The organism is Ancylobacter radicis, from assembly GCF_018449475.1.
Taxonomy (GTDB): domain Bacteria; phylum Pseudomonadota; class Alphaproteobacteria; order Rhizobiales; family Xanthobacteraceae; genus Ancylobacter; species Ancylobacter radicis.
Window position 1 is genome coordinate 310,834 of record NZ_JAHCQH010000015.1, and the last position, 23,457, is coordinate 334,290.

The window sequence follows — 23,457 nt, forward strand, 5'->3', positions numbered from 1 at the left end:
CGCTCAGCCCTCCCGCATCAGGCGCGAACGCAAGGCGAGCGAGGCGGTGCGCAGGACCGTCGGCCAGTCGCCCTGCGTGGCGGAAAGGCGCAATTCGCCCTCCTCGGGCTCGCCGAGCGCCGTGCTGGCGGCAAGCATGAAACGCTCCAGATCGGCCGCGAGAACCCGTGCCAGTTCGGGATCGGCGGCGCCCTCGTCGATCAGCGCCGCCAGATCCTCGCCCAGCGCGGCGACGCCGGCCGCCCCGGTGGGCCGGGTCACCCGCAGCTTCACCTTCTCGATGTACAGATCCGGCGACAGCGCGGCGGCGATGGCGCGGACATCCTCGCGCAGCTGCGCGGCCCGGTCATGCAGCGCGCCAGCCTCGTCCATCGCGCCGGTCAGGCTGACCCGGACCACCAGAGGATGGCCGGAGCCATTGGCGCCCTGCAGCCGGCCAAGGGCGGCGCGGATCAGGGTCGGGACCGCCTCCAGCGTCGCGCCGCCGCACTCCACATCGAGCCGGACCCAGCGGATGACGTCGAGATCGACGCGCTCCACCGCCGTGACCTCGCCGTCCGCGACGGTGACGATGACCGCGCCCTTGGCGCCGGTCTCGCGGATGGTGCGCCCCTGCACATTGCCGGGAAACACGATCGGGGGCGCGGTGCTGACGATCTCGAATTCATGGACATGGCCGAGCGCCCAGTAATCATAGCCGCGCGAGCGCAGGTCCTCGACGCTGCACGGCGCATAGTCGGCGTGCCCCTGCCGCCCGGCCAGCGCGGTGTGCAGCACGCCGATATTGAAGGCGTGTTCCTCCCCCCGCGGATAGGCGAGGACGAGATTTTCGGTGACCGCCGGGGTCGGGAAGCTCTGGCCGTGCAGGGCGACCCCGAGCGCCGGCAGACGATGGGTCTCCGGCCGCCGCGCCCCGAACTGCCGGACATTGGGCGGCCACGGCACGCTGCGCGAAAGGATCGAGGCGGCATCATGATTGCCGGCCAGGATGAAGACCGGAATGCCGGCCTGGTCGAGCCGGCCCATGGCGCCCGCGAAATACAGGCCGGTGCCCATGTCGCGCCAGTCGCCGTCGAACAGGTCGCCGGCGATGATGACAAAGTCGACCGCCTCATCGAGCGCGCACTGGATCAGATTGTCGAACGCGGCGCGCGTGGCCGAGCGGATGTCCTCGACCGGCAGCCCCTCATAGCGCGACAGCCCGTGCAAGGGACTGTCCAGATGGATGTCCGCACAGTGCAGGAAGCGGAAGCTGGACATGTCGGCTCCCCCGATCGCGCGGCCGCAGTGCCGGGCGCCTCACGCGAGGCCCCGAATCGGCAGGCAGTCTAGCGCATCGCCGGGGGAAGGTTCGGCAGGCGCAGGTGATCGAGCAGCGCCCGCTGCTTGGGCGCGAGATTGCGCCGGCCGGGATGGGAGAGGCAGAAGCCCGCTCGCCCCGCGCGCTACGCGCCCTGAGCGCGGCGCTTTGTGCTCGTGTTTATTTGTCATGCGCGGGCGTATACCCTCCACAGGCTCGGCCATTCGGCACTTCCGAGAAGAATGACGGCTGGTTCTGGGAGGATGCCCCGTGGACAAGTTCAGCGCGATGGCCGTTCTGCTGAAGGTCGTCGAGGCCGGCACGCTGTCCGCCGCCGCCAAGCAGATGGACGTGCCGCTGGCCACGGTCAGCCGCCGGATCAGCGAGCTTGAAGCCCATCTGAAGACCCGCATGCTCAACCGGTCGAGCCGCCATCTCAGCCTTACCGAAGCCGGGCGGCTCTATGTCGAGGCAAGCCGACGCATTCTCGAACAGGTCGAGGAGGCGGAACGCGCGGCGATGGGCGTTCACCGGGACCCGAAGGGGCGCCTCACCATCACCGCGCCGATCGTGTTCGGCCGCCTCCATATGGTGCCGATCATTGCCGGCTTCCTCGCCGACTATCCCGATATCGACGTGAAGCTGGTGCTCGCCGACCGCCTGCTCGATCTGCTGGAATCCGATGTCGATGTCGCCCTGCGGATCGGCGAACTGGGCGACAGCAGCCTGATCGCCTCCACCCTCGGCGCGGTGCGCCGGGTGACCTGCGCCAGCCCGTCCTATCTCGCCGCCCATGGCCGCCCGCGCGCGCCCGAAGATCTGCGCGACGATCTGCGCGACCATGTCTGCGTCACCTTCGACAATCTCGCCTCGCCCGAGGCCTGGCGCTTCGCCTCGCCCGAGGGTGACCGGCTGGTGCCGATCCATTCGCGCCTGACCGTCACGACGGCGGAGGCGGCGATCGCCGGGGCCGTCGCCGGCCTCGGGCTCACCCGCTTACTGTCCTACCAGATCACCGGCGCGCGGCGGGCCGGGCTGCTCGAACTCGTGCTCGAAGATTACGAACTGCCGCCCTGGCCGGTCAGCCTCGTCTATGCCGGCCAGCAATTGCTGCCGCGCAAGCTGCGGGCGTTTCTCGACTACGCCGCGCCCCGGCTGCGGGAGCGACTGCGCGAGGAGACCGCCAGCTTCCACGCCAACAGCGCACCCGGCAACGGCGCGGGCGGCGGCGAGAGCGGGGATGCGTTCCGCGCGGGGGCGTTGACCTAGCTGCTTGAGGCGATTGAACATCCGCTCAATGCGGTTTCGGTCCTTGTAGGCCCGGTAGTCGCAGGCAAGCGGGTTCTTTCGGTTGGCTTTCGGCGGAATGACCGGCCTGATCCCATGGATCAGGAGTTCTTCACGCAGGAAATCGCCGTCATAGCCTTTATCGGCAAGGAACAGCCTCGGCTTGCCGACCGGTATCACCAGCAGATCATGAACGGCGTTGTAATCCGAAGCCTCGCCACCCGTCAGGATGAAGCCGAGAGGGCGTCCTTGACCGTTCGGTAGCGGCCGCCAACGAGCGCTACCACGCACCGCTCCCAATCGATCTCAAACAGCCAGACGGAAATGCCGCTTGACAACCACAGGCTCATGCGAGACTGTACCGATCGGTAAACAAATTACCAATCGGTACAAACGCCTCAACTAGACAAGGAACTTAAGATGTCACGCCCCCCGCTTCCCCCTTTCACTCGCGAAACCGCTATCGAAAAGGTTCGGTTGGCCGAAGACGGCTGGAACACTCGAGACGCGGCCAAGGTTGCTCTGGCCTATACGCTCGACACCCGCTGGCGAAACCGCGTCGAATTCGCGAGCAATCGCGAAGAAGCTCAGGAATTTCTGACACGTAAGTGGAACAAGGAGCACGAATACCGCCTCATAAAGGAGCTATGGGCTTTCACCGGTAACCGCATCGCGGTACGCTACGCGTATGAATATCGCGACGATGGCGGCCGCTGGTACCGCGCTTATGGTAACGAGAACTGGGAATTCGCAGAGGACGGTCTGATGGCGCACAGGCACGCGAGCATCAATGAAATGCCGATTGCTGAAAGCGATCGTCTGTTCCACTGGCCTCTTGGCCGTCGGCCTGATGATCACGCCAGCCTCAGCGATCTGGGCCTCTAAACATGGCCCGCATGGTCGCGGAAAGAGCCGACACCATAGCCCCGTTGGCCGAGGTTTTCCGCGAACATGGCTATGAAGGCGCAAGCCTTGCCTTGATCAGCAAGGCTACCGGTCTCGGCAAGGGCAGCCTCTACCATTTCTTCCCAAACGGAAAAGAAGAGATGGTGCGGGCTGTTCTCGGCGAAATCGGCCAATGGTTCGAGGATGCCGTATATTCCCCGTTGCGTAACGAGAGCGATGTTAATGGCGCCATCTGTGCAATGCTCGCCTCGACGGACCAATATTTTCGGTCCGGCAGGCGCGTGTGCCTCGTCGGTGCCCTGGCAGTGGCCAATACGCGTGACCTCTTCGCGCAAGCCATCCGCGGTTATTTCGTAGCTTGGGTGGACGCATTGCAGTCAGCGCTTATTCGGCAGGGCCGCGAAGCCGATCAATCGCGCATCCTCGCGGAAGAGGCAGTTCTTACTATTCAAGGAGCAATTGTTCTTTCTCGGGCAATGGACGATCCGGCCGTTTTTCAACGGGCTATCGACCAACTCCGGGGACGATTGGTGATCGAAAAAGATACCTCTAACAACGAAGGCACAACCGACGTTTCACCGCAAAATGAAGGTCGGCTTGTCTAGGATTAGCGGAGATATCAACACAACGCGGAGCGGCAGTATTTCGGGCAATCTTGCCACTCCACGAGCGGTCAAAGGCCCGCGGCAGGAGTCTCAGCAAAGCTGTCCGCAGGGAGACGGGCAAAACTTTGTCAACAGACCCTAGAGGCGTGAGCCGCGCGTGGACCGCCCGTCCTTGCGTTTTCCGGGAGCATGGTTTCCAGCCCGCCGGCCTTATGCCCGGCCGGGGCAATTACCATTATGACACGTTGAGAACGCGGCAGGGAAAACGCGGCAGGCGCCCCCTCGCCACGATGCCGCGATGGGGTGTGTCATGTCCTATGGTTTCCTCGACATTGCGGTGACGCCCAGCGTCCGCTCGGTGCAGGCCGAGATGGGCGTCGATCATCTCTGGAGCGACTTCAAGGGAACCCGCCCCTCCGATCGCTTCACCGAGAGCGAAGCCGCGTTCATCGCCGAGCGCGACAGCTTCTACATGGCGAGCGTCTCGGAAACCGGCTGGCCCTATGTCCAGCACCGGGGCGGGCCGCGCGGTTTTCTGAAGCTGGTCGACGACCGCACGCTGGCCTTTGCCGATTACCGGGGCAATCTCCAGTACATCAGCGCCGGCAATGTCGCGGCGGACGGGCGGGCCTGCCTGTTCCTGATGGACTATCCCCGCCGCGCCCGGCTGAAGATCTATGCCCATGTCGACATCGTCCCGCTCGACGCCGACCCCGCCTTGACCGCGCTCATCAGCCCGCAGGGCTATCGCGCCAAGATGGAGCGCATCTTCCGCCTGCGGCTCGACGCCTTCGACTGGAATTGCCCGCAGCACATCACGCCGCGCTTCACCGAGGCGGAAGTCAGCGCCGCCGTGCAGCCGCTGCGCGATCGCCTGTCCCAGCTCGAAGCCGACAATGCGGCGCTGCGCGCGCGGCTGGGGCTCGAGCAAAAGGACGGCGAGGCGCCCTGACGGGTCGCCTCCCTCGCAGGTGAGCCGGATTGGCCTCATCGGCCTGATCGTTCGCCTCACTGCACCGACACGCCACCGCCTGAACCGCCCTTTTTCGGGGCGGCTCAGCTGCGCAGGCCCGGCGCCTCCTGCCCGGTGCGGGCGACATATTCGGTATAGCCGCCGCCATATTGGTGGATGCCATCCGGGGTCAGTTCCAGCACCCGGTTCGACAGCGCGGCGAGGAAATGCCGGTCATGGCTGACGAACAGCATGGTGCCCTCATAATCGGCCAGCGCCGCGATCAGCATCTCCTTGGTGGCGATGTCGAGATGGTTGGTCGGCTCGTCGAGAACGAGGAAATTCGGCGGGTCGTAGAGCATCCGCGCCATGGCGAGCCGCGCCTTCTCGCCGCCCGAGAGCACCCGGCACCGCTTCTCCACATCGTCGCCGGAGAAGCCGAAACAGCCGGCGAGCGAGCGCAGGGAGCCCTGCCCGGCCTGCGGGAAAGCATCCTCCAGCGTCTCGAACACGGTCCGCTCGCCCTCCAGAACCTCCATGGCGTGCTGCGCGAAATAGGCCATCTTGACGCTGCCGCCGACCGCGACCGAGCCCTGGTCGGGGCTGGTCTCTCCGGCTACCAGCTTGAGAAGAGTGGACTTTCCCGCGCCGTTCACCCCCATCACCGCCCAGCGTTCGCGCCGGCGGACATGGAAATCGAGCCCTTCATAGATGCGGCGCGCGCCATAACCCTTGTGCACATTCTTCAGCGCGACCACGTCCTCGCCCGAGCGCGGCGGCGGCTGGAAATCGAACGCCACCGTCTGGCGCCGGCGCGGCGGCTCGACCCGCTCGATCTTGTCGAGCTTCTTCACCCGGCTCTGCACCTGCGCGGCATGGGAGGCGCGGGCCTTGAAACGCTCGATGAAGGCGATTTCCTTGGCCAGCATAGCCTGCTGGCGCTCGAACTGCGCCTGCTGCTGCTTCTCCGCCAGCGCCCGCTGCTGGGCGTAGAATTCGTAGTTGCCGGAATAGCTTATGAGCGCACCGGCGTCGATCTCGACCACCTTGTTGACGATCCGGTTCATGAAGGCGCGGTCATGCGAGGTCATCATCAGCGCGCCGTCGAAATTCTTCAGGAACGCCTCCAGCCAGATCAGGCTCTCGATATCGAGATGGTTCGAGGGCTCGTCGAGCAGCATCACGTCCGGCCGCATCAGCAGGATGCGGGCAAGCGCCACGCGCATCTTCCAGCCGCCCGACAGCCGCCCGACATCGCCGTCGATCATTTCCTGGGAAAAGCCAAGGCCGGCAAGCACCTCGGCGGCGCGGCCCTCCAGCGAATAGCCGTCCAGCTCCTCGAAACGGCCCTGCACCTCGCCATAGCGTTCGATCACCGCGTCCATCTCGTCGGCCCGGTCGGGGTCGACCATGGCGGCTTCCAGTTCGCGCATCTCGGCGGCGATGGCGCTGACCGGACCGGCCCCGTCCATCACCTCGTTGAGCACCGGACGGCCGGCCATGTCGCCGACATCCTGGCTGAAATAGCCGATGGTGATGCCGCGATCGACCGACACCTGCCCCTCGTCCGGCCCTTCCTCGCCGGTGATGAGGCGGAACAGCGTGGTCTTGCCGGCGCCATTGGGCCCGACAAGGCCGATCTTCTCGCCCTTCAGCAGCGAGGCCGAGGCCTCGATGAAGACGATCTGCTTGCCGTTCTGCTTGCCGATATTGTCGAGGCGGATCATGCGCGGGGGAGTTCCTGACGAGTGCGTGTCGGGCGATTAGGCCATTTGCGGCCCCAAGGAAAGCGCGGCCATGCTATCGCAGGCCCATGACCGTCCTCTTGCGCCTGCTGCGCCTGCCGTTCGAGCTTGTCCTCACCGTCCTCGTGCTGCTCGACGAGGCCGCCCGCCCGCTCTACCGCCCGCTCTTGCGCTGGGTCGCCGGCCTGGGCGTCATGCGCCGCTTCGAGGCCTGGATCGCCCGCCTGCCGCGCCTCGCCATCCTCACCCTGCTGGCCATTCCCTTCGCCTTTGCCGAGCCGCTGAAATTCGTCGCGCTGATCTGGATCGCCGACGGTCACTTCAAGACCGGCACGCTGACGCTAGCGCTCGCCTATCTCGCCAGTTTCGTCATCGTCGAACGCATCTACCGGGCGGGCGAGCCCAAGCTGATGACCTATGGCTGGTTCGCCTTTCTGATGGAGCGGCTCATCGCCATCCGCACCACGCTTCTCGGCTGGGTGCAGGCGACCGCGCTTTTCCGGGCGGTGGACCGCGCCCGCCGGCGGCTACGCGCGTGGCTCGGCCGCTGATCCGGTAGACAGCTGACGAGGCGTTTCAGATGGGGCGAAGGTGATCTGACATTACCGGACGCGAAGGAACTTGTCCGAACATGTCCAAGAACGTGCCGCGTGACTTTCGCAGCGCCGGCACGTTCCCTACTATGGTGCGCAGCCATGCGCCGGCGGGGGCCGCAGGGCGACAGCGCGTGGGGGCGTGAGGATGCGTCGGGCAGCGGGGTATCTGGTGATCTGCTTGTGCGCCGGAGGCTTTGCGCCGTCCCACGCGCAAGATTCCGCAACCATCCCGCTGCATCAGTTCTACAAGACCGCCCATCCCGACACGATCGACTACAACCCGTACTATTACACCAATGTCGCGGTCGGCGACCCCGGCAACACCGTCAATCATGTACTTGTCGATACGGGATCGACCGGCCTCTACATCCTTGAGTCCAGCCTCGACAGCGGCAGCTACACGGCGACAAGCACGCGGTTCAGCTACTCCTATTCCAGCGGCAACCGCTTCAAGGGGTATATGGTCTACGGCACCATCTATTTCCTTGGCGCCAAGAACGAGGATGGGCACGACATCACCCTCGGCACCAGCGCGCCGATCGCCTTCGGGGTCATTACCGATTCCGAATGCAAGGAGAGCAAGCCGGACTGCGGCGGGCTGCGCGCGATTTCGCACGCGACCAACCCGAACAATTATGGCTGGAACGTCAATCAGGCCGGGACGATGGGGATCGCCTATCAGGGCGGGCAGGACATCTTCAACCCGCTCGGCCAGTTGCCCGGCACCTATGCCAATGGCTTCATCGTCGCGGCCAACCAGGCGACCAGCAGCGCGCAGCCGGTGCTCGTGGTCGGGCTCAACAGCGACAACACCGCCGGCTATGTCTTCACGCCCTTCCAGTCGCAGGGCATGACCGGGGCCAATCTCGGCCTGCCCGCCTGGAACACCAAGAGCATCCTGACCTGCTTCAGTGCCGAAGGCTAGACCGGCTGCCTGCAGAGCGTTTTCGATACCGGCGCCGGCAAGGCCACGTTCGAGACCGAGGCGACGGGCGGCCCGGATTCTTCCTATTCCGGTCAGGTTCAGGGGCCGGTGACGATCAGCGTCAACGGGCTGATGTCGTTCACCTCCGATCTGGGCTCCTATAATTACGAGAACGAGCACGGCACGCCGCCCGGCTACAACACTGGCAACGAGATCTTCCTCTATTACACCGTGGCCTATGACTATCTGAACGGGCGCATCGGCTTCCGCCCGGTCAGCGTGATTGCCGCCGGCTATTCGCAATTCACGGCGGACAGCGAACTCGGCCTGCCCGGCACGGCGGTTATGGTGCTTGGCACCATGGAACTCGGGCCGGGCTTCACCTCGAACCGTGCGATCAACCTCGCGCGATCAAGTTATCTCGACCTCGGCGCGCCCTTCATCGTGGTCAACGGCGCGGCGACGCTCAACGGGTCGCTCTCTTCGGATGGCAGCGGCTGGGTCGGTCTGTCGGGCATTGCCGATCAAGAGAACACGCTGACGCTGAACGGTGTCAGCCTGTTCGACACGACGACGCCGATCTATGTCTCAAACCTCACCCTGTCGGTGAACGGGCTGCTGCCCGGCGCGCTGAATGTCGCCCAGCACGCCACGCTCGGCGGCACGGGCGTCATCATCGGCAGCCTCGACGTGGGCAATGGCGCCATCGTCGCCCCCGGCAACTCCATCGGCACGCTGACCATCATCGGCGATGTGACGATGCGGGCGAACTCCACCCTGTCCGTCGAGCTCGGCGCGCCGGGCGTCAGCGACCGGCTGGTGGTGTTCGGCGACATCAACTTCGAGGACATCAGCCTGAATTTTTCGCGGATCGACACCGCCACCCTTGGCATCGGCAACTACACCATCGTCTCCGCCACCGGCACCGTCACCGGCGGGTTCGGCAGCATCACCGGGCCCTCCTTCGGCTCGATCAGCGCGGAATTCCCGTTCCTGCTGGCGTCGCTCTCGGTCTCCGGCTCGTCGATCGCCATCGACCTCATCCGCAGTTCGGTGAGCTACACCAGCGCCGCGCTGACGCCGAACGAGATGGCGGTGGCGACGGCGGCCGACGCGCTCTCCGCGGAAAGTCCGGTAAATGTCGCCCTCTCGGGCCTCGATCTCACAACGGCACCGGCCGCCCTCGACAGTCTCGCCGGCGAGATCCACGCCTCGCTGCAATCGAGCCTGCAGCAGCAATCCTTCTATCTGCGGGATGCCGCGCTTGCGCGCCTGCGCCAGAGCTTCGCCGCGCCCGGCGAGCCGGCCGGCACGCCCGCCCCGGCGCAGCCGCTGCTGCCGGGCTCGCAGGCGACCGTCTGGGGCCAGGCCTTCGGCGCCTGGGGCGACACGGACGGCGACGGCAACGCCGCCCCCGTCTCGCGCTCGCTCGACGGCTTCATCTTCGGCGTCGACCGTCCGGTGGATCTCGGCGGCTGGCAGACGCGCCTCGGCCTGGTCGGCGGCTATGAGAGCGCGGATATCGACGTGGACGACGTCGCCTCCTCCGCCTCGGTCGACAGCTATGACCTCGGCCTCTATGGCGGCGCGCGTCTCGGCGATCTCGGCCTGCGAATCGGGGCGAGCTATAGCTGGCACGACATCGCCACCAGCCGCACCGTCGCCTTCGGCAATCTCGCGAACGGCCTTGCCGCCGACTATGACGGCGCCACCGCGCAGGTCTTCGGCGAGGTCGGCTATGATTTTCATCTGGGCGCGACGACCTTTCAGCCCTTCGCCAGCCTCGCCTATGTCCATCTCGACACGGACAGCTTCACCGAGACCGGCGGCGCGGCGGCGCTCACCGGCGAGGCCGAGACCTTCGCGACGGGCTATGGCGTGCTCGGCCTTCGGCTGAACCACCTGTTCACCCTCGCCAATGGCAGGCCGCTGGCGGTGACGGCGGCGCTCGGCTGGCAGCGGGCCTTCGGCGACCTCACCCCCGAGGCGGCGGCCGCCTTTGTGGGAAGCGATGTCTTCACCGTGGCCGGCGCGCCCGTCGCGGAGAATGCGGCGCTGATCGACCTCGGCGTCGCCTATAAGCCGAGCGAGATGTTCAGCCTCGGCCTGTCCTATGTCGGCCAGCTCGCCTCCTCGGCCAGCGACAACGCCGTCAAGGGGTCGCTGACCATCCGCTTCTGAGGGAAGGCGCGCCGGTCACGCGCCCGTCTCATCGTCCTCCCGGTCCGGCGACATCTCCTGCACCGCCTCCTTGGTCGGCTGGCGGGTGAAGCCGCGAATGTCGGCGGTCGGCTGGAAGTCGCGAGTGATCTCCACCGGGCTCTGCACATAGGCCGTCACCAGTTCGGCCAGCGAGCGCAGCGCGTGCATGTGAATGCGCTCATAGCCATGCGAGGCGTCGACGCCGAAGGTGATCAGCGCCGCGCGCACATCCGCCCCCGCCACCACGGCGCTGGCCGAATCCGAGCGGTAATAGCGGAACACATCCTTCTGGTAGCGAATATCGTTGGTGCGGCAGAGCTCGGTGAGCTTGCGGGTGAGGTGGTAGTCGAACGGCCCGCTCTGGTCGGCGGCGGAAATGGTGACGCCGAACTCATCCGAATTCTGCCCCGGCGCCGTCGTGCCATTGTCGATGACGACCAGCGAGGCGACATCCGGGGTCAGCAGGGCCGAGGCGCCGACACCGACTTCCTCGGCGATGGAGAACAGCCAGTGAATGTCCACCGGCGTCTCCGCCTTCGCCTCATGCAGCGCCTTCAGCGCCGCCAGCATCACCGCGACGCCCGCCTTGTCGTCGAGATGGCGCGAGACGATGAAGCCGCTGTCGAGGAATTCCGGCTGCGGGTCGATGGCGATGATGTCGCCGACCTCGAAGCCGAGATGGGCGAGGTCGGCGGCGTTGCGGGCGCGCGCATCGACCCGCATCTCCACATGGTCCCAGCCGATCGGCATCCGGTCCACCTCCTCGTTGAAGGTGTGGCCGGAGGCCTTGAGCGGCAGGATGGTCCCGCGATACCCGCCCTTCTCGGTGAAGACCGTGCCGCGCGCGCCTTCCGCGAAACGGGCCGACCAGGTGCCGATGGGAGCGACAGAAAGCCGCCCGTTCGGCTTCAGGCAGGTCACCTGCGCGCCCAATGTGTCGACATGGGCGACCAGCGCCCGCGCCCCCAGATGCGTGCCGCCGGGCCGGAGGGCGCGGATGGCGCCGCGCCGCGTCAGCTCGACCTGGAGCCCGAGACCTTCCAGTTCCTTGGCGACGAAGCGCACGATGGTGTCGATATAGCCGGTGGGGCTGGGGATCGAGAGCAGCTTCCTGAGCGTGCGGGCGAGGTAATCGGTGTCGATCTGCAGGCGTGCCATGGCGCGTCTCCTCACTCGCCCCGCGCCGGCGGCATTTCCATCACCTGCCGAACACCGGCGGGGATGGCGAGCGGGAACAGCAGGTCGATGAAACGCTCGGCGGTGGGCTGCGGCTCGTGATTGGCAAGGCCCGGCCGCTCATTGGCCTCGATGAAGGCATAATCCGGCCCGCTCGGCGAGGTCACCATCAGGTCGACGCCGACGACGGGAATATCGATGGCCCGCGCCACCTTGATGGCGGTCTCGACGAGATGGGGATGAACCGCATCGGTGACGTCGTGAATGGTGCCGCCGGTGTGCAGGTTCGCGGTACGGCGCACCTTGAGTTCCTGCCCGGCGGGCAAGACCGCGTCGAGCATGAGGTCAGCATCGCGCACGGTGCGTTCGGTTTCGCCATCGCAGGGAATGCGCGATTCCCCGCCCGTCGCGGCGGCGCGGCGGCGGCTCTGCGCCTCGATCAGCTCGGCTATCGTGCTGCGGCCATCCCCGACCACGGCGGCCGGGCGGCGTATCGCGGCAGCGACGACCCGGTAATTGATGACGACGAGGCGCAGGTCCTCGCCCTCCACGCATTGCTCGACCAGCACCTCGCTGGAGACGGTGCGGGCCTCGGTGATTGCCGCCTCCAGCTCGTCGAGCGAGGCAACGCCGACGGAAATGCCGCGCCCCTGCTCGCCGCGCGAGGGCTTCACCACCAGCCGGCCATGGCGCTTGAGGAAGGCGACGATCTCCTCCATCGGCGCGCCGGTGGTGAGCTGCTCGGGCACGCGCACGCCTGCCTCGGCAACGATGCGGCGGGTGATGGTCTTGTCGTCGCAGATCGACATGGCGACGGCCGAGGTGAGGTCGGACAGGCTCTCGCGGCAGCGCACCGAGCGGGCGCCGAAGGTCAGACGGAAGAAGCCCGCCGCCGGGTCGGTCGCTTCCACGACGATGCCGCGCCGGCGCGCCTCGTTGATGATGATCTGCGCATAGGGATTGAAGCCCTCCGCCAGCTCCGGCCCGGCGAAAAGCCGCTCATTGATCGGATTCTTCCGCTTCACGGTGAAATAGGGAACCCGCGCGAAGCCAAGCTTCTCATAGAGCGCGATGGCCTGGCTGTTGTCGTGCATCACGGTAAGGTCGAGAAAGGCCTCGCCCCCGGTGGCGAGGCGCCCGGCGAGATCGCGGACCAGGGCCTCGCCAATACCGGGCTGGCGCGCCTGCGGGTCGACCGCGAGGCACCAGAGCGAGGCGCCGCGCTCGGGATCGCCAAAGGCGCGGGCGTGGTCCACCCCCGTCACGGTTCCGATCACCCGCCCCGTCGCCTCGTCTTCCGCCACGAGATAGATGAGAGGATCGGGATCGCGCGCGGCGCGGAAGAACTCCAACGGCGCCGTCACCATGGCGCGGGCGGCATAGATGCGATTCACGGTCTGCGCGTCCATGTCGGTGGCGAGCGGACGGATCAGGAAGCCGGAGGCCGGACGACCGGTCGGCTTCAGCGCGGAGAGGTCGAGCCGGAAGGTGTGGGACGGGTCGAGGAACACCTCCTGCGGCGCCTGCGCCAGCAGCACATGCGGGTCCTCCACATAGACCGCGATGTCGCGCCGGTCCGGCCCCTCCTCGCGCAGCGTGGCGATCAGCGCCGACCGGTCCTCGAAGGTCTGGCCGAAGATCAGCCGGCCCCAGCCGACATCGAGCGCGCAGTTCCGCGTCACGCCGCTCGTCTCCCCCGGATCGCGCCCCATCGGTTGATCCTCCATCCTCTCAAACCTCATGCGATTGCAGCCACATCTCCAGCAGCGCGACCTGCCAGAGTTCGGAGCCGCGCAGCGGCGTGATGTGCGAGACGGGATCGGCGAACAGCGTGTCGAGATAGTCCTGCCGGAACAGGCCGCGCTCGCGCGCCGCCTGCGAGCCGAGCACATCGCGCACCATGGTGAGGTATTCGCCCGAGATGTATTTGAGCTGCGGCACCGGGAAATAGCCCTTGGGCCGGTCGATCACCTCATGGGGCACGACAAGGCGGGCGGCGTCCTTCAGCACGCCCTTGCCGCCATGGGCGAGCTTGTACGCGGGCGGAATGGTCGCGGCGAGTTCGACCAGCTCATGGTCGAGGAAGGGCACGCGCGCTTCCAGCCCCCAGGCCATGGTCATGTTGTCGACCCGCTTTACCGGATCGTCGACCAGCATCACCTGTGAATCGAGCCGCAGCGCCCGGTCGACCGGGCTCGCCGCGCCATCCGCCATGAGATGGGCGGCCACCAGGTCGCGGCTGGCATCGCTGTCCGCCATCCAGTCGGGTCCGAGCTGGCGGGCGAGCGTGGCGTGGTCGCGGTCGAAGAACAGGCGGGCATAGTCGCCCACGACATCGGTGCTGTCCGCCAGCGGCGGGTACCAGTGATAGCCGGCGAAAATCTCATCCGCGCCCTGGCCGGACTGCACCACCTTGATCGACTTCGAAACCTCGCGGGAGAGCAGGTAGAAGCCGATATTGTCATAGGAGACCATAGGCTCGGACATGGCGTGGATGGTGTCCGGCAGCGCGCCCATGAGATCGGAAGAGGGCACGAAGATCTTGTGGTGATCGGTGCCGAAGGTCTTCGCGATCAGGTCGGAATAGACGAACTCGTCGCCCTTCTCGCCATTGGCCTCCTCGAAGCCGATGGAGAAGGTGGCGAGGTCCTTCTGCCCCTCCTGCGCCAGCAGCCCGACGATGATCGAGGAATCGACCCCGCCCGAGAGCAGCACCCCCACCGGCACATCGGCCACCATGCGCCGGCGCACGGCGATCCGTAGCGCGTCCAGCACCCGGTCGCGCCAGTCCTGTGCGGAGAGGCCGGCATCCTCCGGCCGGCGCTCATAGGGTGCCTGCCAGTAGACGCGCTCGGTGAAGCTGCCATCGGCTGCGTAGCGGCGCACGGTCGCCGGCGGCAGCTTGCGCACGCCGTTGAGGATGGTGCGCGGCGGCGGCACCACCGCGTGGAAGCTCATATAGTTGTGCAGCGCCGCGCGGTCGATCGAGCTGTCGACATCGCCCGCCGCCAGCAGCGCCGGCAGGCTGGAGGCGATCCGCAGGCGTGGCCCCTTCTGGGCGTAATAGAGCGGCTTGATGCCGAAGCGGTCGCGCACCAGCGTCACCGCGCCGCTGTCATGCTCGGCGATGGCGAAGGCGAACATGCCGTGGAACCGCTCGACGCAGGCATCGCCCCAGGCATGGAACGCCTTGAGGATGACCTCGGTGTCGCCGCTGGAGAAGAACACATAGCCCTTCGCCTCCAGCGCCGCGCGCAGTTCCGCGTAATTGTAGATACAGCCATTGAAGGTGAGGGTGAGGCCGAGCGCGGCGTCCACCATGGGCTGCGCCGCCTTGTTGGACAGGTCGATGATCTTCAGCCGGCGATGTCCGAAGGCGATGGGACCACGGGCATCGAGCCCCGCCCCATCCGGCCCGCGCGGGGCCATAACGTCCATCATGGAGGCTACGGCGCGCGTATCGGCCAGACCTCCATCGAAGCGAATTTCACCGGCGATCCCACACATGCTGGACTCTGTCTCCTTCGGATTCGGGCTGCCCGTAACCGGCGAAGGAAGTGTCCTGATCCGGCAGGCATCAGCGTCGACAACGCGGCGGGGGGCCGATCGTTCAATGATCGGTAGCCGAATGGTGCATTTTACGCGCCCACCAGAGACCACGGTGCCGGCTCGGACATGGCAAAAATAAAGTGGAATCCGTGGCTTATCGCCATTGTCGGCGCGCCCGTGGCGCGCTCATCGGGCGGCGATCTTTTTAGAGGCGCCGGCAGTACCCGCGCATACGCACCACGGACAAGACGCATGCCTGCGGGGCGCTCGTATCCAATTGCCCGCCCATAGGTGCACAGTAATCCCGCAGGGGAACGCGTTTCGTGTGGAAATGCTCGCCAACTCATGGCCTTATACAGACAGCACGGTGGCCGGGACCGCCATGGCTTCAGGTGGAGAGCGCGTGGTGACCGGGGACATGGAAATGTCGAGCCGGCTCCTCTCGGTGATGAGCTCCCTCATCGCCGGGCTCCCCCGACATGATGACTGGATCGAGGATCTGGCGCCGCACCTCGCCCGGCTCGGCGCCGAACTCACCCTCAGCCGCGTCGCCGTGTTCGAGGTTCACAATTCCGTCGATTCCGGCTTGGGCGTCACCTGCCGCGTGGACTGGGCCCAGCCGGGTCTGGCCTCCCTGATCGGCACCGCGCATCCCCCCGTGCGCCTTGGCGAAGCGGATGATCTCCAGCGCGAATGGGCCGGCCGGCGCATCCGCGGCGAGGTGATCGAGGGACGCACCTGCGACCTGTACGGCTATCTCGCGGTGTTCTTCCGCGCCGCCCGCATCGTCAGCTTCTACACCGTGCCGATCATGGTGGATGGGCGCTGGTGGGGGCATTTGTGCATCAGCTCGGACGATCCCCAGCGCGAATGGAGCAGCGAGGAGCGCGGCGCCCTTCAGGCCATTGCCGCCTTGATCGCGCTGGCGATCGAACGCTCGCAGGGCGCGAGGGCGCTCAGCGAGGCGACGCGGCTTGCCATGCTCACCGCGGCGCTCGACGGCATCGTCACCATTGATGAAGCCGGCCAGATCGTCGATTTCAACCCGGCGGCCGAGGTCATGTTCGGCTATTCGCGGGCCGAGGTGATGGGCCGATTTCTGGGCGACACCATCGTGCCCGAGCCTATGCGAGGGCCTCATCGGGCGGGGATGGCGCGCTATCTCGCCGGAGGCGAGCCGCATATTCTCGGGCGGCGGATCGAGGTGGAGGCCGTGACGCGCGAGGGGCGGATTCTGCCGATCGAGCTGGTCGTCACCGAGATCAATGCAAAAAACCGCCGCCTGTTCACCGCTTCCGTGCGCGATATTACCGACCGCATACGCGCCAATGAGGCGCTGGAGCGGCTTGCCTATGCCGACCCCGTCACCGACCTGCCGAACCGCGCCGGGCTGATACGGCACATCCACTCGCATGGGCCGAGTGCGGCGGGCGCGCTGGTGCTCCGCCTGCCGGACCTCGCCATTTTGCGGGCCTCGCTGGGCGAGGACTTCATACAGCCCCTCGTCGTCGCCATTGCGGGCCGGCTGCGCGAGCATCTCCCCGCGCAGGCCCATCTGGCGCGCGTGGGCGACAGCGAATTCGCCATCGTCTCGCCCGAGGGCACGCGGCCGGAGCAGATCGGCGAGGAAATGGAATGGCTGATCGCCCAGCCTCTTGAAGTCGAGGGACGACGCTTCTACCTGCGGGCCAGCGTAGGCGTCGCCGCCAGCGCCGGCCCGATCGAGCAGATCCTGCGTGATGCGGAAATGGCCTCACGGGCCCAGCGTGGCGGTCACTGGCAGATCTTCGACGAATCGCTGCGGGCCGACCATCAGCAGCGCCTCGCCATGGAGATCGCCCTGCGGGATGCGCTGGCCGCCGGGGGCGAAGAGATATTCCCGGTCTTTCAGCCGGTGGTGGAGAGCCGCAGCGGCAAGGTGATCGGGTTCGAGGCCTTGGCGCGCTGGCGGACGTCCCGCTTCGGGCAGGTCTCGCCCGCCGAGTTCATCCCGCTGGCCGAGGCCGCCGGCCTGATCGACCCGTTGGGCAGCCTGATGCTCGATCGGTCGCTGGCCGCCTGCGCCCTCTGGAATGCCGCGCGCGCCGCGCAGGGGCTGCCGGCCCGCTTCGTCGCGGTCAATCTGGCCGCGCCGCAGCTCATCGCGCCCGATCTTCCGCAGCGCATCGCCGCCCTGCTGGCGCGCCATGATGTTCCCGGCGAGATGCTGCATCTGGAACTGACCGAGAGCACGCTGCTCGCCCAGCCCGCCGCGGCGGCGCAGATGATCCAGCAGTTGAAGGAGCTCGGCTGCCAAGTGGCGATCGACGATTTCGGCACGGGCTATTCCAGCTTCAGCTATCTCCAGCACCTGCCGGCGGATGTACTCAAGATCGACCGCTCCTTCATGGCCGAGCTGCCGCACCAGCCGCGCGCCCGCAAGATCGTCGCGGTCATGCTCGATCTCGCCCAGGCCCTCGGCATGTCCGCGATCGCCGAGGGCATCGAGACACCCGAGGTGCTCCGCGAATTCGAGGCGCTCGGCGGCGACTGCGTACAGGGCTATCTGACCGGCCGGCCCATGCCCTTCGAGGAGGCCCTGACCCACCCCGACGGCCTGAACTGGGTCGCTCCCGCTTAGGAAGCGGGGAGTTTTCCGGCGAACATCTCCTTGGCGATCCGGGCATGAATACCCCAATTGCCATCCGCCACTTGGGTGACGCCGAAATCCACCGCCACCGACATCAGCGAGATTGCCTCGTCCTCGTCCAGCTCATAGCGTTCCATCAGGAATTTGCGGGTGGTGCGCGTGGCGCTGCGCAACGCCCGGCTGAGCGAGGAACGCTTGAATACCTCGGACTGCGCGTTGCGGCCCAGTTCGCGCAGATAATTGGTGTAGCTGAAGCCGTGCAGCAGCCAGGCGCTCTCGGTCTCGATCAGCGGGGCGCTGAGCCCGTTGAGGAAGCTTTTCTCGGTCTCGCCGCGCTTGTGCAGCACCAGGCGTACCTGCCCGGTGAGCGAGCATTCGAGCGCGGTGCCGCTGACCTCGCCATCGCCCTGCGCCAGATGCGGGTCGCCGAGGGAGAGCAGCGCGCCGGGCACGGTGACCGGCAGATAGACCGAGGCGCCCTTGCCGGCCCGCCAATTGTCGATATTGCCGCCGAAATAGCCGGGCGGGACGGAATCGACGATGTCGGATTCGCGCGGCGCCACGGCGATGAAGCCGAAATGCGGACGCACCGGCACGCGCACCCCCTTCAGCACGTCGTGGCGCTCGACGATCCTGGAGTGGTCGACCGGGACGCCGGGATAGTCGATGGTCTCGTGCACCACGCCGAACGGGTCGGTCTGCGGCACCCAGCGGAAGGAATAGACCGCCTCGGCATAGCCGCTCTCGCCCGCCGCGTCGGTGCGGTAGATGGTGACGACCTCACGCTTGCGCGGCTCGTCGAGAATGTCGTCGTGATGGAAACCCCAGGCGGCGGCGACGTTCGAGCCGAATGCATAGCCGGCAAAGTCCGGGTTGGCGCTGGGGCGGGGCGTGAGATCGAGGATCTGCACCTCCAGCACATCGCCGGGTTCGGCGCCGTGGACATATATCGGGCCGGTGCAGATATGCACGCCGAAGCCCTCGCCGGCGCCGCGCCCGAAGATGCTGGCGTTCATCGGCCCGGCGCCGCGCCGGTCCACCGCCTTGTAGTCGCGGGTCCAGCGGAACACGCTCTCCGCGCCCGCATCGCCTTTGATCATGCGCTCATGATCGTCATAGCAATGCTGGGTCAGCGTCTCGACCGTGACCACCGCGCCCGAGCGTACGCGCAGCACCGGGGCGATGGAGCGCGAGAGATAGCCCCAATGCACGGTGTCGCGGGAGACCGGCAGATGGTGATGGCCGGGCGCCGGCGGCAGATAGGGGCGCTCGATTTCCAGCCTGTCCTCCGTCTCCGTGGGGGCGTTGGCCTCGATGGGCGGAAGCGGCGCGGCGGGCAGCGGGCGCAGCGCGCGGCCGCCCGAATGCACCGGCCGCCCGCGGGTCCAGCGCGTCTCGTCCCAGCCGCCGGCGGTCTTGCGGAAATCGCGCGGGGAGATGCCATAGGCACCGCTGAACACCCGGCTGAAATGCGCCTGATCGGGAAAGCCCCAGCGGAAGCCGATCTCGGCGATGGAACGGTCGGCGTGCTGCGGGTTGACCAGATCGAGCCGGCAATGTTCCAGCCGGCGGTGGCGCACATGGTCGGAGAAGGCGCGGTCCTGCCCCTCGAACAGGCGCTGTATATAGCGCGGCGACAACCCCTCAGCCTTGGCGATGTCGGCGATGGAAAGGTCCGGTTCGCGCAGCCGCGCCTCGATCTGGGCGCAGACGCGGGCGAAATGCGCGGCCTGCACCTGCGTCGCGCTGTCCTCCTCCGGCCGGGCCTCGGCGAGCAGGGCGGAGAGCACGAGTTCGGTCGCCGCCGTCTCCGCCGCCATCAGGTCGCCATCCTCCATCATCGCGAAATTGGCGGCCAGCGCGCGCAGCATCGGCCGCGCGGCGGTGGCGGAGACCGATTCCCCCAGCACCAGCGTCGGCAGCGTGGTGCCGCGCCCGAAGCGGCCGATCAGGCGCTCGCGCGGCACCTGGAGCAGCAGCAGTTCGAAATCATTGCGGAACTGCACGCTGCCCTGGCTCGACGGGTCGCTTACCCAGAGATCGCCATCGGCGAATTCGGCGGCGCGCCGTCCTTCCGCAAGATGGCCGCGGCCATACTGCACGAAGCCGATCAGCAGCTTCGCCTCCGGTGCCGGCACCGGCGCCAGCGTCTGCGCGGGGGCGCGCAGCAGGGCGATGCTGGCCCCGGTGGGCGAGCGTTTGATCGCGACCTCGCCGAAATGGAACGGCTCGTCCTTCGGCCGCCGCCCGGTCAAGGCGAGGCTCGCCAGCGTGTCGCGCCAGGCGGCTTCCTGCTTGCTGGCGGGAAAGGCGGTGATGGAGACGGGAACGGCTCGGGTCATGCGATCTCGCGGAAGGCGCCGGGAAGGGCGCGGGCGCATTGAAGCACTTTGACGATCCGCGCACAAAAACTTGTCTGCGACCCGGACGACGGGGATGCCTTTTTTGACGGCAAAACGAGATAATCGTTTGATTATAAAAAATTATTTCAATCTTATTGGTGATCCGGCAGCACCCCATCCCCGCTGCTCTGCCCCTTTGGGGGCATTGCCGCGCGGCGCGGGACGCGGAATATCGACGCCGATCACCGTCGCCGGAATGTCGGGCGAACGGACAATGTCAGAGGGATAGTCATGGATCGTCGCGGTTTTCTGGGCGCCGGCCTCGCGGGCACGGCTGCCGTCGCCACCATTGCAGCCCCCCATGTCGCGCGGGCGCAGCAGAGCTTCAACTGGAAGATGACCAACGCCTATGGCCCGGGCGCGCCGTTCTACGTCACCGGCCCCGGCAGCCCGACCTATTTCTGCGATCTCGTCGGCAAGATGTCCGGCGGCCGCCTCACCATCCAGCACTTCGCGGCGGGCGAGCTGATCCCGGCGCTGGAAGGCTTCGACGCGGTGTCCTCCGGCACGGTCGAGATGAACGCGGCCAATTCCTATTTCTGGGCCGGCAAGGTGCCGGCGGCGCAGTTCTTCACCTGCGTGCCGTTCGGCCTCAACTTCCAGGGCCAGAATGCCTGGATCTATCACGGCGGCGGCCTTGCCCTGTGGGAGGAGCTTTACGCGCCGTTCAACCTCGTGCCCATGCCGCTCGGCAATACCGGCGTGCAGATGTCCGGCTGGTTCCGCAAGCCGATCGAGAAGGTCGAGGATTTCAAGGGCCTGAAGATGCGCATCCCCGGCCTTGCCGGAAAGGTCTATGCGCAGCTCGGCGTCGACGTGAAGCTGCTGCCGGGCGGCGAGATCTTCCCGGCGCTGGAGCGCGGCGTGATCGACGCGGCCGAGTTCGTCGGCCCCTATCAGGACCGCCGCCTCGGCCTGCAGAAGGCCGCCAAGTACTATTACACCACCGGCTGGCACGAGCCGAGCAACGTCACCGAGCTGATCGTCAACAAGGCCGCCTGGGACAGCCTGCCCGCCGACCTCAAGGAGATCGTGCGCACCGCCGCCATGGCCTGCAACGTGCTCAGCCACACCTGGTGCGAGGCGACCAATGGCGAGGCGATGAGCGACCTCGTGAAGAACCAGGGCGTGATCGCCGCCCCCTACCCGGCCGAGGTCGTCGCCAAGCTGCGCGAGGTCACCAAGACCACGCTCGACGGCATGGCCGCCGCCGATCCGAAGGTGAAGAAGGTCTATGACAGCTTCACCGATTTCGCCGCCAAGCACAGCCAGTGGGCCGGCCTGTCGGAAGCCGTCTACCAGACGCAGATCCGTTCCTGATCATGGTCCGCATGCTGGAAAGCATCGCCCGCGCCCTCGACGTCATCGTCGAGGGCTGCGGCCGTCTCGCGGCCTGGACCGGCTTCGCGCTGGTCCTCGTCATGGCCGGCAATGTGCTGATGCGCTACGCCTTCCACACCGGCTCGGTGGCGATGCAGGAGCTGGAATGGCACCTGATGTCGCCGCTGACGCTGCTGTGCATCGCCTACACCATCAAGCATGAGGGCCATGTGCGGGTGGACATCCTGTTCGCCCGGCTGCCGCCGCGCGTCCAGCAGGCGATCGACCTGTTCTCCGCCTTCTCCGTGGTGGCGCTGGCGGTGATCGTGATCATCCTCTCCTGGCCCTATGTCATGCAGTCCTACCGCATCGGCGAGGGCTCGCCCGATCCCGGCGGGCTGCCCGGACGCTTCATCCTCAAGGCGATGATCCCGGCCGGTTTCGCGCTCCTCCTGCTGCAGAGCCTCGCCGCCACGGCGCGCGCGCTCGCCGCCCTCCTCTCCCCGGTCGGAACCCCGCCCGCGCAGGTGCCTGCCAATGCCCTATAATGAGATTCTGGCGATTGCCTGCATCGCCTCCTTCTTCGTGCTGCTGTTCGTCGGCGTGCCGGTCGCGCTGACGCTGGCGATCAGCGGCTTCTTCTTCGGCTGGCTCGGCTTCGGCACCACGCTGTTCGGCCTGCTGCCGGCGCGCATCTACGGCGTCACCGCCAATTACACGCTGATCGCCATCCCTCTCTTCGTCTTCATGGGCGTCATGCTGGAGAAATCCCGCATGGCGGACGAGCTGATGGAGGTGATCGGCCATCTCTCCGGCAGCCTGCGCGGCGGCATGGGGCTCGGCATCGTGCTGGTCGGCATGCTGATGGGCGCGACCACCGGCATTGTCGGCGCCACCATCGTCACGCTCGGCCTGCTGACCCTGCCGACCCTGCTGCGGCGCGGCTATGACAAGAGCCTCGCCTGCGGCGCGATCTGCGCTTCCGGCACGCTCGGCCAGCTCATCCCGCCCTCGACCATCCTGATCCTGCTGGCCGACATCATGGGCGAATCGGTCGGCACGCTGTTCGCCGCCGCCGTGATGCCCGGCCTGATGCTGACCGGCATCTTCTGCGTGTGGATCCTCATCGTCGGCATCATCTGGCCGGAAAAGGTGCCGCCGATCCCGGCCGAGGAACGCAATGCCGTCGGCCGTGGCGAGCTGGCGATGAAGGCGCTGAAGGTCGGCCTGCCGCCGGTGGCGCTGGTGCTGGCCGTGCTCGGTTCGATCATCGGCGGCATCGCCGCCCCGACCGAGGCCGCCAGCATGGGCGCGCTCGGCTCCATCCTCGTGGCCGCCGTGGCCGGCCGGTTCACCTGGAACACGCTGGTCGAGACGGTGCGCTCCACCGCCCGCATCACCGCCATGATGTTCTTCGTGCTGATCTGCTCGCAGGTCTTCGCGCTGGCTTTCCGCGGCCTCGGCGGCGAACGGCTGGTGCATGATGCCTTCGCCCTGGTGCCGGGCGGCACCAATGGCGTGCTGATCTTCATGCTGCTGATCATCTTCGTGCTCGGCTTCTTCATCGAGTGGATCGAGATCAGCTACATCGTCGTGCCGATGTTCCTGCCCTTGATGATCAACGGCAATATCGATCTGGTCTGGGCGGCGGCGCTGATCGCCACCGTGCTGCAGACCTCCTTCCTGACGCCGCCTTTCGGTTGGGCGCTGTTCTACCTGCGGGGCGTTGCCCCGCCGGAGGTGCGCACGGTCGACATCTATCGCGGCGTCCTGCCCTTCATTGCGCTCCAGCTCATCGCCACCGCCATCGTCTTCGCCTTTCCGGGCATGGCGACATGGCTGCCCGAAGCGATCGGTTGGTAG

The 23,457-nt window shown here is 66.8% G+C and carries 17 protein-coding genes and 1 pseudogene; 11 read left to right on the forward strand and 7 right to left on the reverse strand.

The window, feature by feature from the left end; genetic code table 11:
* Positions 1-3 precede the first annotated feature (3 nt).
* Positions 4-1,260, reverse strand: a complete 1,257-nt coding sequence (locus tag KIP89_RS07520) for a metallophosphoesterase family protein (protein WP_213754782.1) — start codon at positions 1,258-1,260, stop codon at positions 4-6.
* A gap of 310 nt (positions 1,261-1,570) precedes the next feature.
* On the opposite strand from KIP89_RS07520, the gene KIP89_RS07525 reads away from it, so the two are divergent.
* Complete coding sequence (locus tag KIP89_RS07525; RefSeq protein ID WP_213754783.1) at positions 1,571-2,569, forward strand: LysR substrate-binding domain-containing protein; 999 nt, start codon at positions 1,571-1,573, stop codon at positions 2,567-2,569.
* Here KIP89_RS07525 and KIP89_RS07530 read toward each other — a convergent pair.
* A pseudogene (locus KIP89_RS07530) lies at positions 2,570-2,845 on the reverse strand (transposase); the annotation flags it as partial.
* A gap of 162 nt (positions 2,846-3,007) precedes the next feature.
* On the opposite strand from KIP89_RS07530, the gene KIP89_RS07535 reads away from it, so the two are divergent.
* From KIP89_RS07535 to KIP89_RS07545, 3 genes are all read left to right on the forward strand, one after another.
* Positions 3,008-3,472: a nuclear transport factor 2 family protein gene (locus tag KIP89_RS07535; protein ID WP_213754784.1), complete on the forward strand. Its 465-nt coding sequence runs from the start codon at positions 3,008-3,010 to the stop codon at positions 3,470-3,472.
* A gap of 2 nt (positions 3,473-3,474) precedes the next feature.
* Positions 3,475-4,098 carry a TetR/AcrR family transcriptional regulator gene (locus KIP89_RS07540; protein ID WP_213754785.1) on the forward strand — a complete coding sequence of 208 codons (624 nt, stop codon included), beginning with the start codon at positions 3,475-3,477 and terminating at the stop codon, positions 4,096-4,098.
* A gap of 310 nt (positions 4,099-4,408) precedes the next feature.
* Complete coding sequence (locus KIP89_RS07545) at positions 4,409-5,050, forward strand: pyridoxamine 5'-phosphate oxidase family protein (RefSeq protein WP_213754786.1); 642 nt, start codon at positions 4,409-4,411, stop codon at positions 5,048-5,050.
* Between the two features lie 104 nt (positions 5,051-5,154).
* Here KIP89_RS07545 and KIP89_RS07550 read toward each other — a convergent pair whose 3' ends face one another.
* Positions 5,155-6,777, reverse strand: coding sequence for an ABC-F family ATP-binding cassette domain-containing protein (locus KIP89_RS07550; RefSeq protein WP_213754787.1), 1,623 nt, complete (start codon positions 6,775-6,777; stop codon positions 5,155-5,157).
* A gap of 86 nt (positions 6,778-6,863) precedes the next feature.
* On the opposite strand from KIP89_RS07550, the gene KIP89_RS07555 reads away from it, so the two are divergent.
* From KIP89_RS07555 to KIP89_RS07565, 3 genes are all read left to right on the forward strand, one after another.
* The gene (locus tag KIP89_RS07555) at positions 6,864-7,346 is read left to right on the forward strand and encodes a hypothetical protein (protein WP_213754788.1); all 483 of its coding nucleotides are present in this window, start codon (positions 6,864-6,866) and stop codon (positions 7,344-7,346) included.
* A gap of 190 nt (positions 7,347-7,536) precedes the next feature.
* Entirely contained in the window at positions 7,537-8,316 is a 780-nt protein-coding gene (locus KIP89_RS07560) for a DUF3443 family protein (RefSeq protein WP_213754789.1), read from the forward strand.
* Between the two features lie 108 nt (positions 8,317-8,424).
* The gene (locus KIP89_RS07565; protein ID WP_213754790.1) at positions 8,425-10,497 is read left to right on the forward strand and encodes an autotransporter family protein; all 2,073 of its coding nucleotides are present in this window, start codon (positions 8,425-8,427) and stop codon (positions 10,495-10,497) included.
* A gap of 15 nt (positions 10,498-10,512) precedes the next feature.
* Here KIP89_RS07565 and KIP89_RS07570 read toward each other — a convergent pair whose 3' ends face one another.
* The 3 genes from KIP89_RS07570 to KIP89_RS07580 are packed head-to-tail and all read right to left on the reverse strand — an operon-like array spanning position 10,513 to position 15,201.
* Positions 10,513-11,676, reverse strand: a complete 1,164-nt coding sequence (locus tag KIP89_RS07570) for an osmoprotectant NAGGN system M42 family peptidase (protein WP_213754791.1) — start codon at positions 11,674-11,676, stop codon at positions 10,513-10,515.
* Positions 11,677-11,687: 11 nt separating this feature from the next.
* On the reverse strand, positions 11,688-13,436 hold the full coding sequence (gene ngg, locus KIP89_RS07575; protein WP_213754792.1) for an N-acetylglutaminylglutamine synthetase: 1,749 nt from the start codon (positions 13,434-13,436) through the stop codon (positions 11,688-11,690).
* Positions 13,426-15,201: an N-acetylglutaminylglutamine amidotransferase gene (locus KIP89_RS07580; RefSeq protein WP_213754793.1), complete on the reverse strand. Its 1,776-nt coding sequence runs from the start codon at positions 15,199-15,201 to the stop codon at positions 13,426-13,428. Before KIP89_RS07580 ends, ngg begins: the two co-directional genes overlap by 11 nt.
* 466 nt (positions 15,202-15,667) lie before the next feature.
* Here KIP89_RS07580 and KIP89_RS07585 point away from each other — a divergent pair, with 466 nt between their 5' ends.
* Entirely contained in the window at positions 15,668-17,863 is a 2,196-nt protein-coding gene (locus KIP89_RS07585; RefSeq protein WP_213754794.1) for a putative bifunctional diguanylate cyclase/phosphodiesterase, read from the forward strand.
* Here KIP89_RS07585 and KIP89_RS07590 read toward each other — a convergent pair.
* Positions 17,860-20,214: an acetamidase/formamidase family protein gene (locus KIP89_RS07590; RefSeq protein WP_213754795.1), complete on the reverse strand. Its 2,355-nt coding sequence runs from the start codon at positions 20,212-20,214 to the stop codon at positions 17,860-17,862. The two genes, KIP89_RS07585 and KIP89_RS07590, sit on opposite strands and share 4 nt — an antisense overlap.
* A 291-nt stretch (positions 20,215-20,505) precedes the next feature.
* On the opposite strand from KIP89_RS07590, the gene KIP89_RS07595 reads away from it, so the two are divergent.
* From KIP89_RS07595 to KIP89_RS07605, 3 genes are read left to right on the forward strand one after another with little or no spacing between them, the layout of a single operon-like run.
* Positions 20,506-21,594 carry a TRAP transporter substrate-binding protein gene (locus KIP89_RS07595; protein ID WP_213754796.1) on the forward strand — a complete coding sequence of 363 codons (1,089 nt, stop codon included), beginning with the start codon at positions 20,506-20,508 and terminating at the stop codon, positions 21,592-21,594.
* 11 nt (positions 21,595-21,605) lie between these two features.
* On the forward strand, positions 21,606-22,142 hold the full coding sequence (locus tag KIP89_RS07600; protein ID WP_250152268.1) for a TRAP transporter small permease subunit: 537 nt from the start codon (positions 21,606-21,608) through the stop codon (positions 22,140-22,142).
* Positions 22,132-23,457, forward strand: a complete 1,326-nt coding sequence (locus KIP89_RS07605) for a TRAP transporter large permease (RefSeq protein ID WP_213754798.1) — start codon at positions 22,132-22,134, stop codon at positions 23,455-23,457. The genes KIP89_RS07600 and KIP89_RS07605 overlap by 11 nt, the downstream gene beginning before the upstream one ends.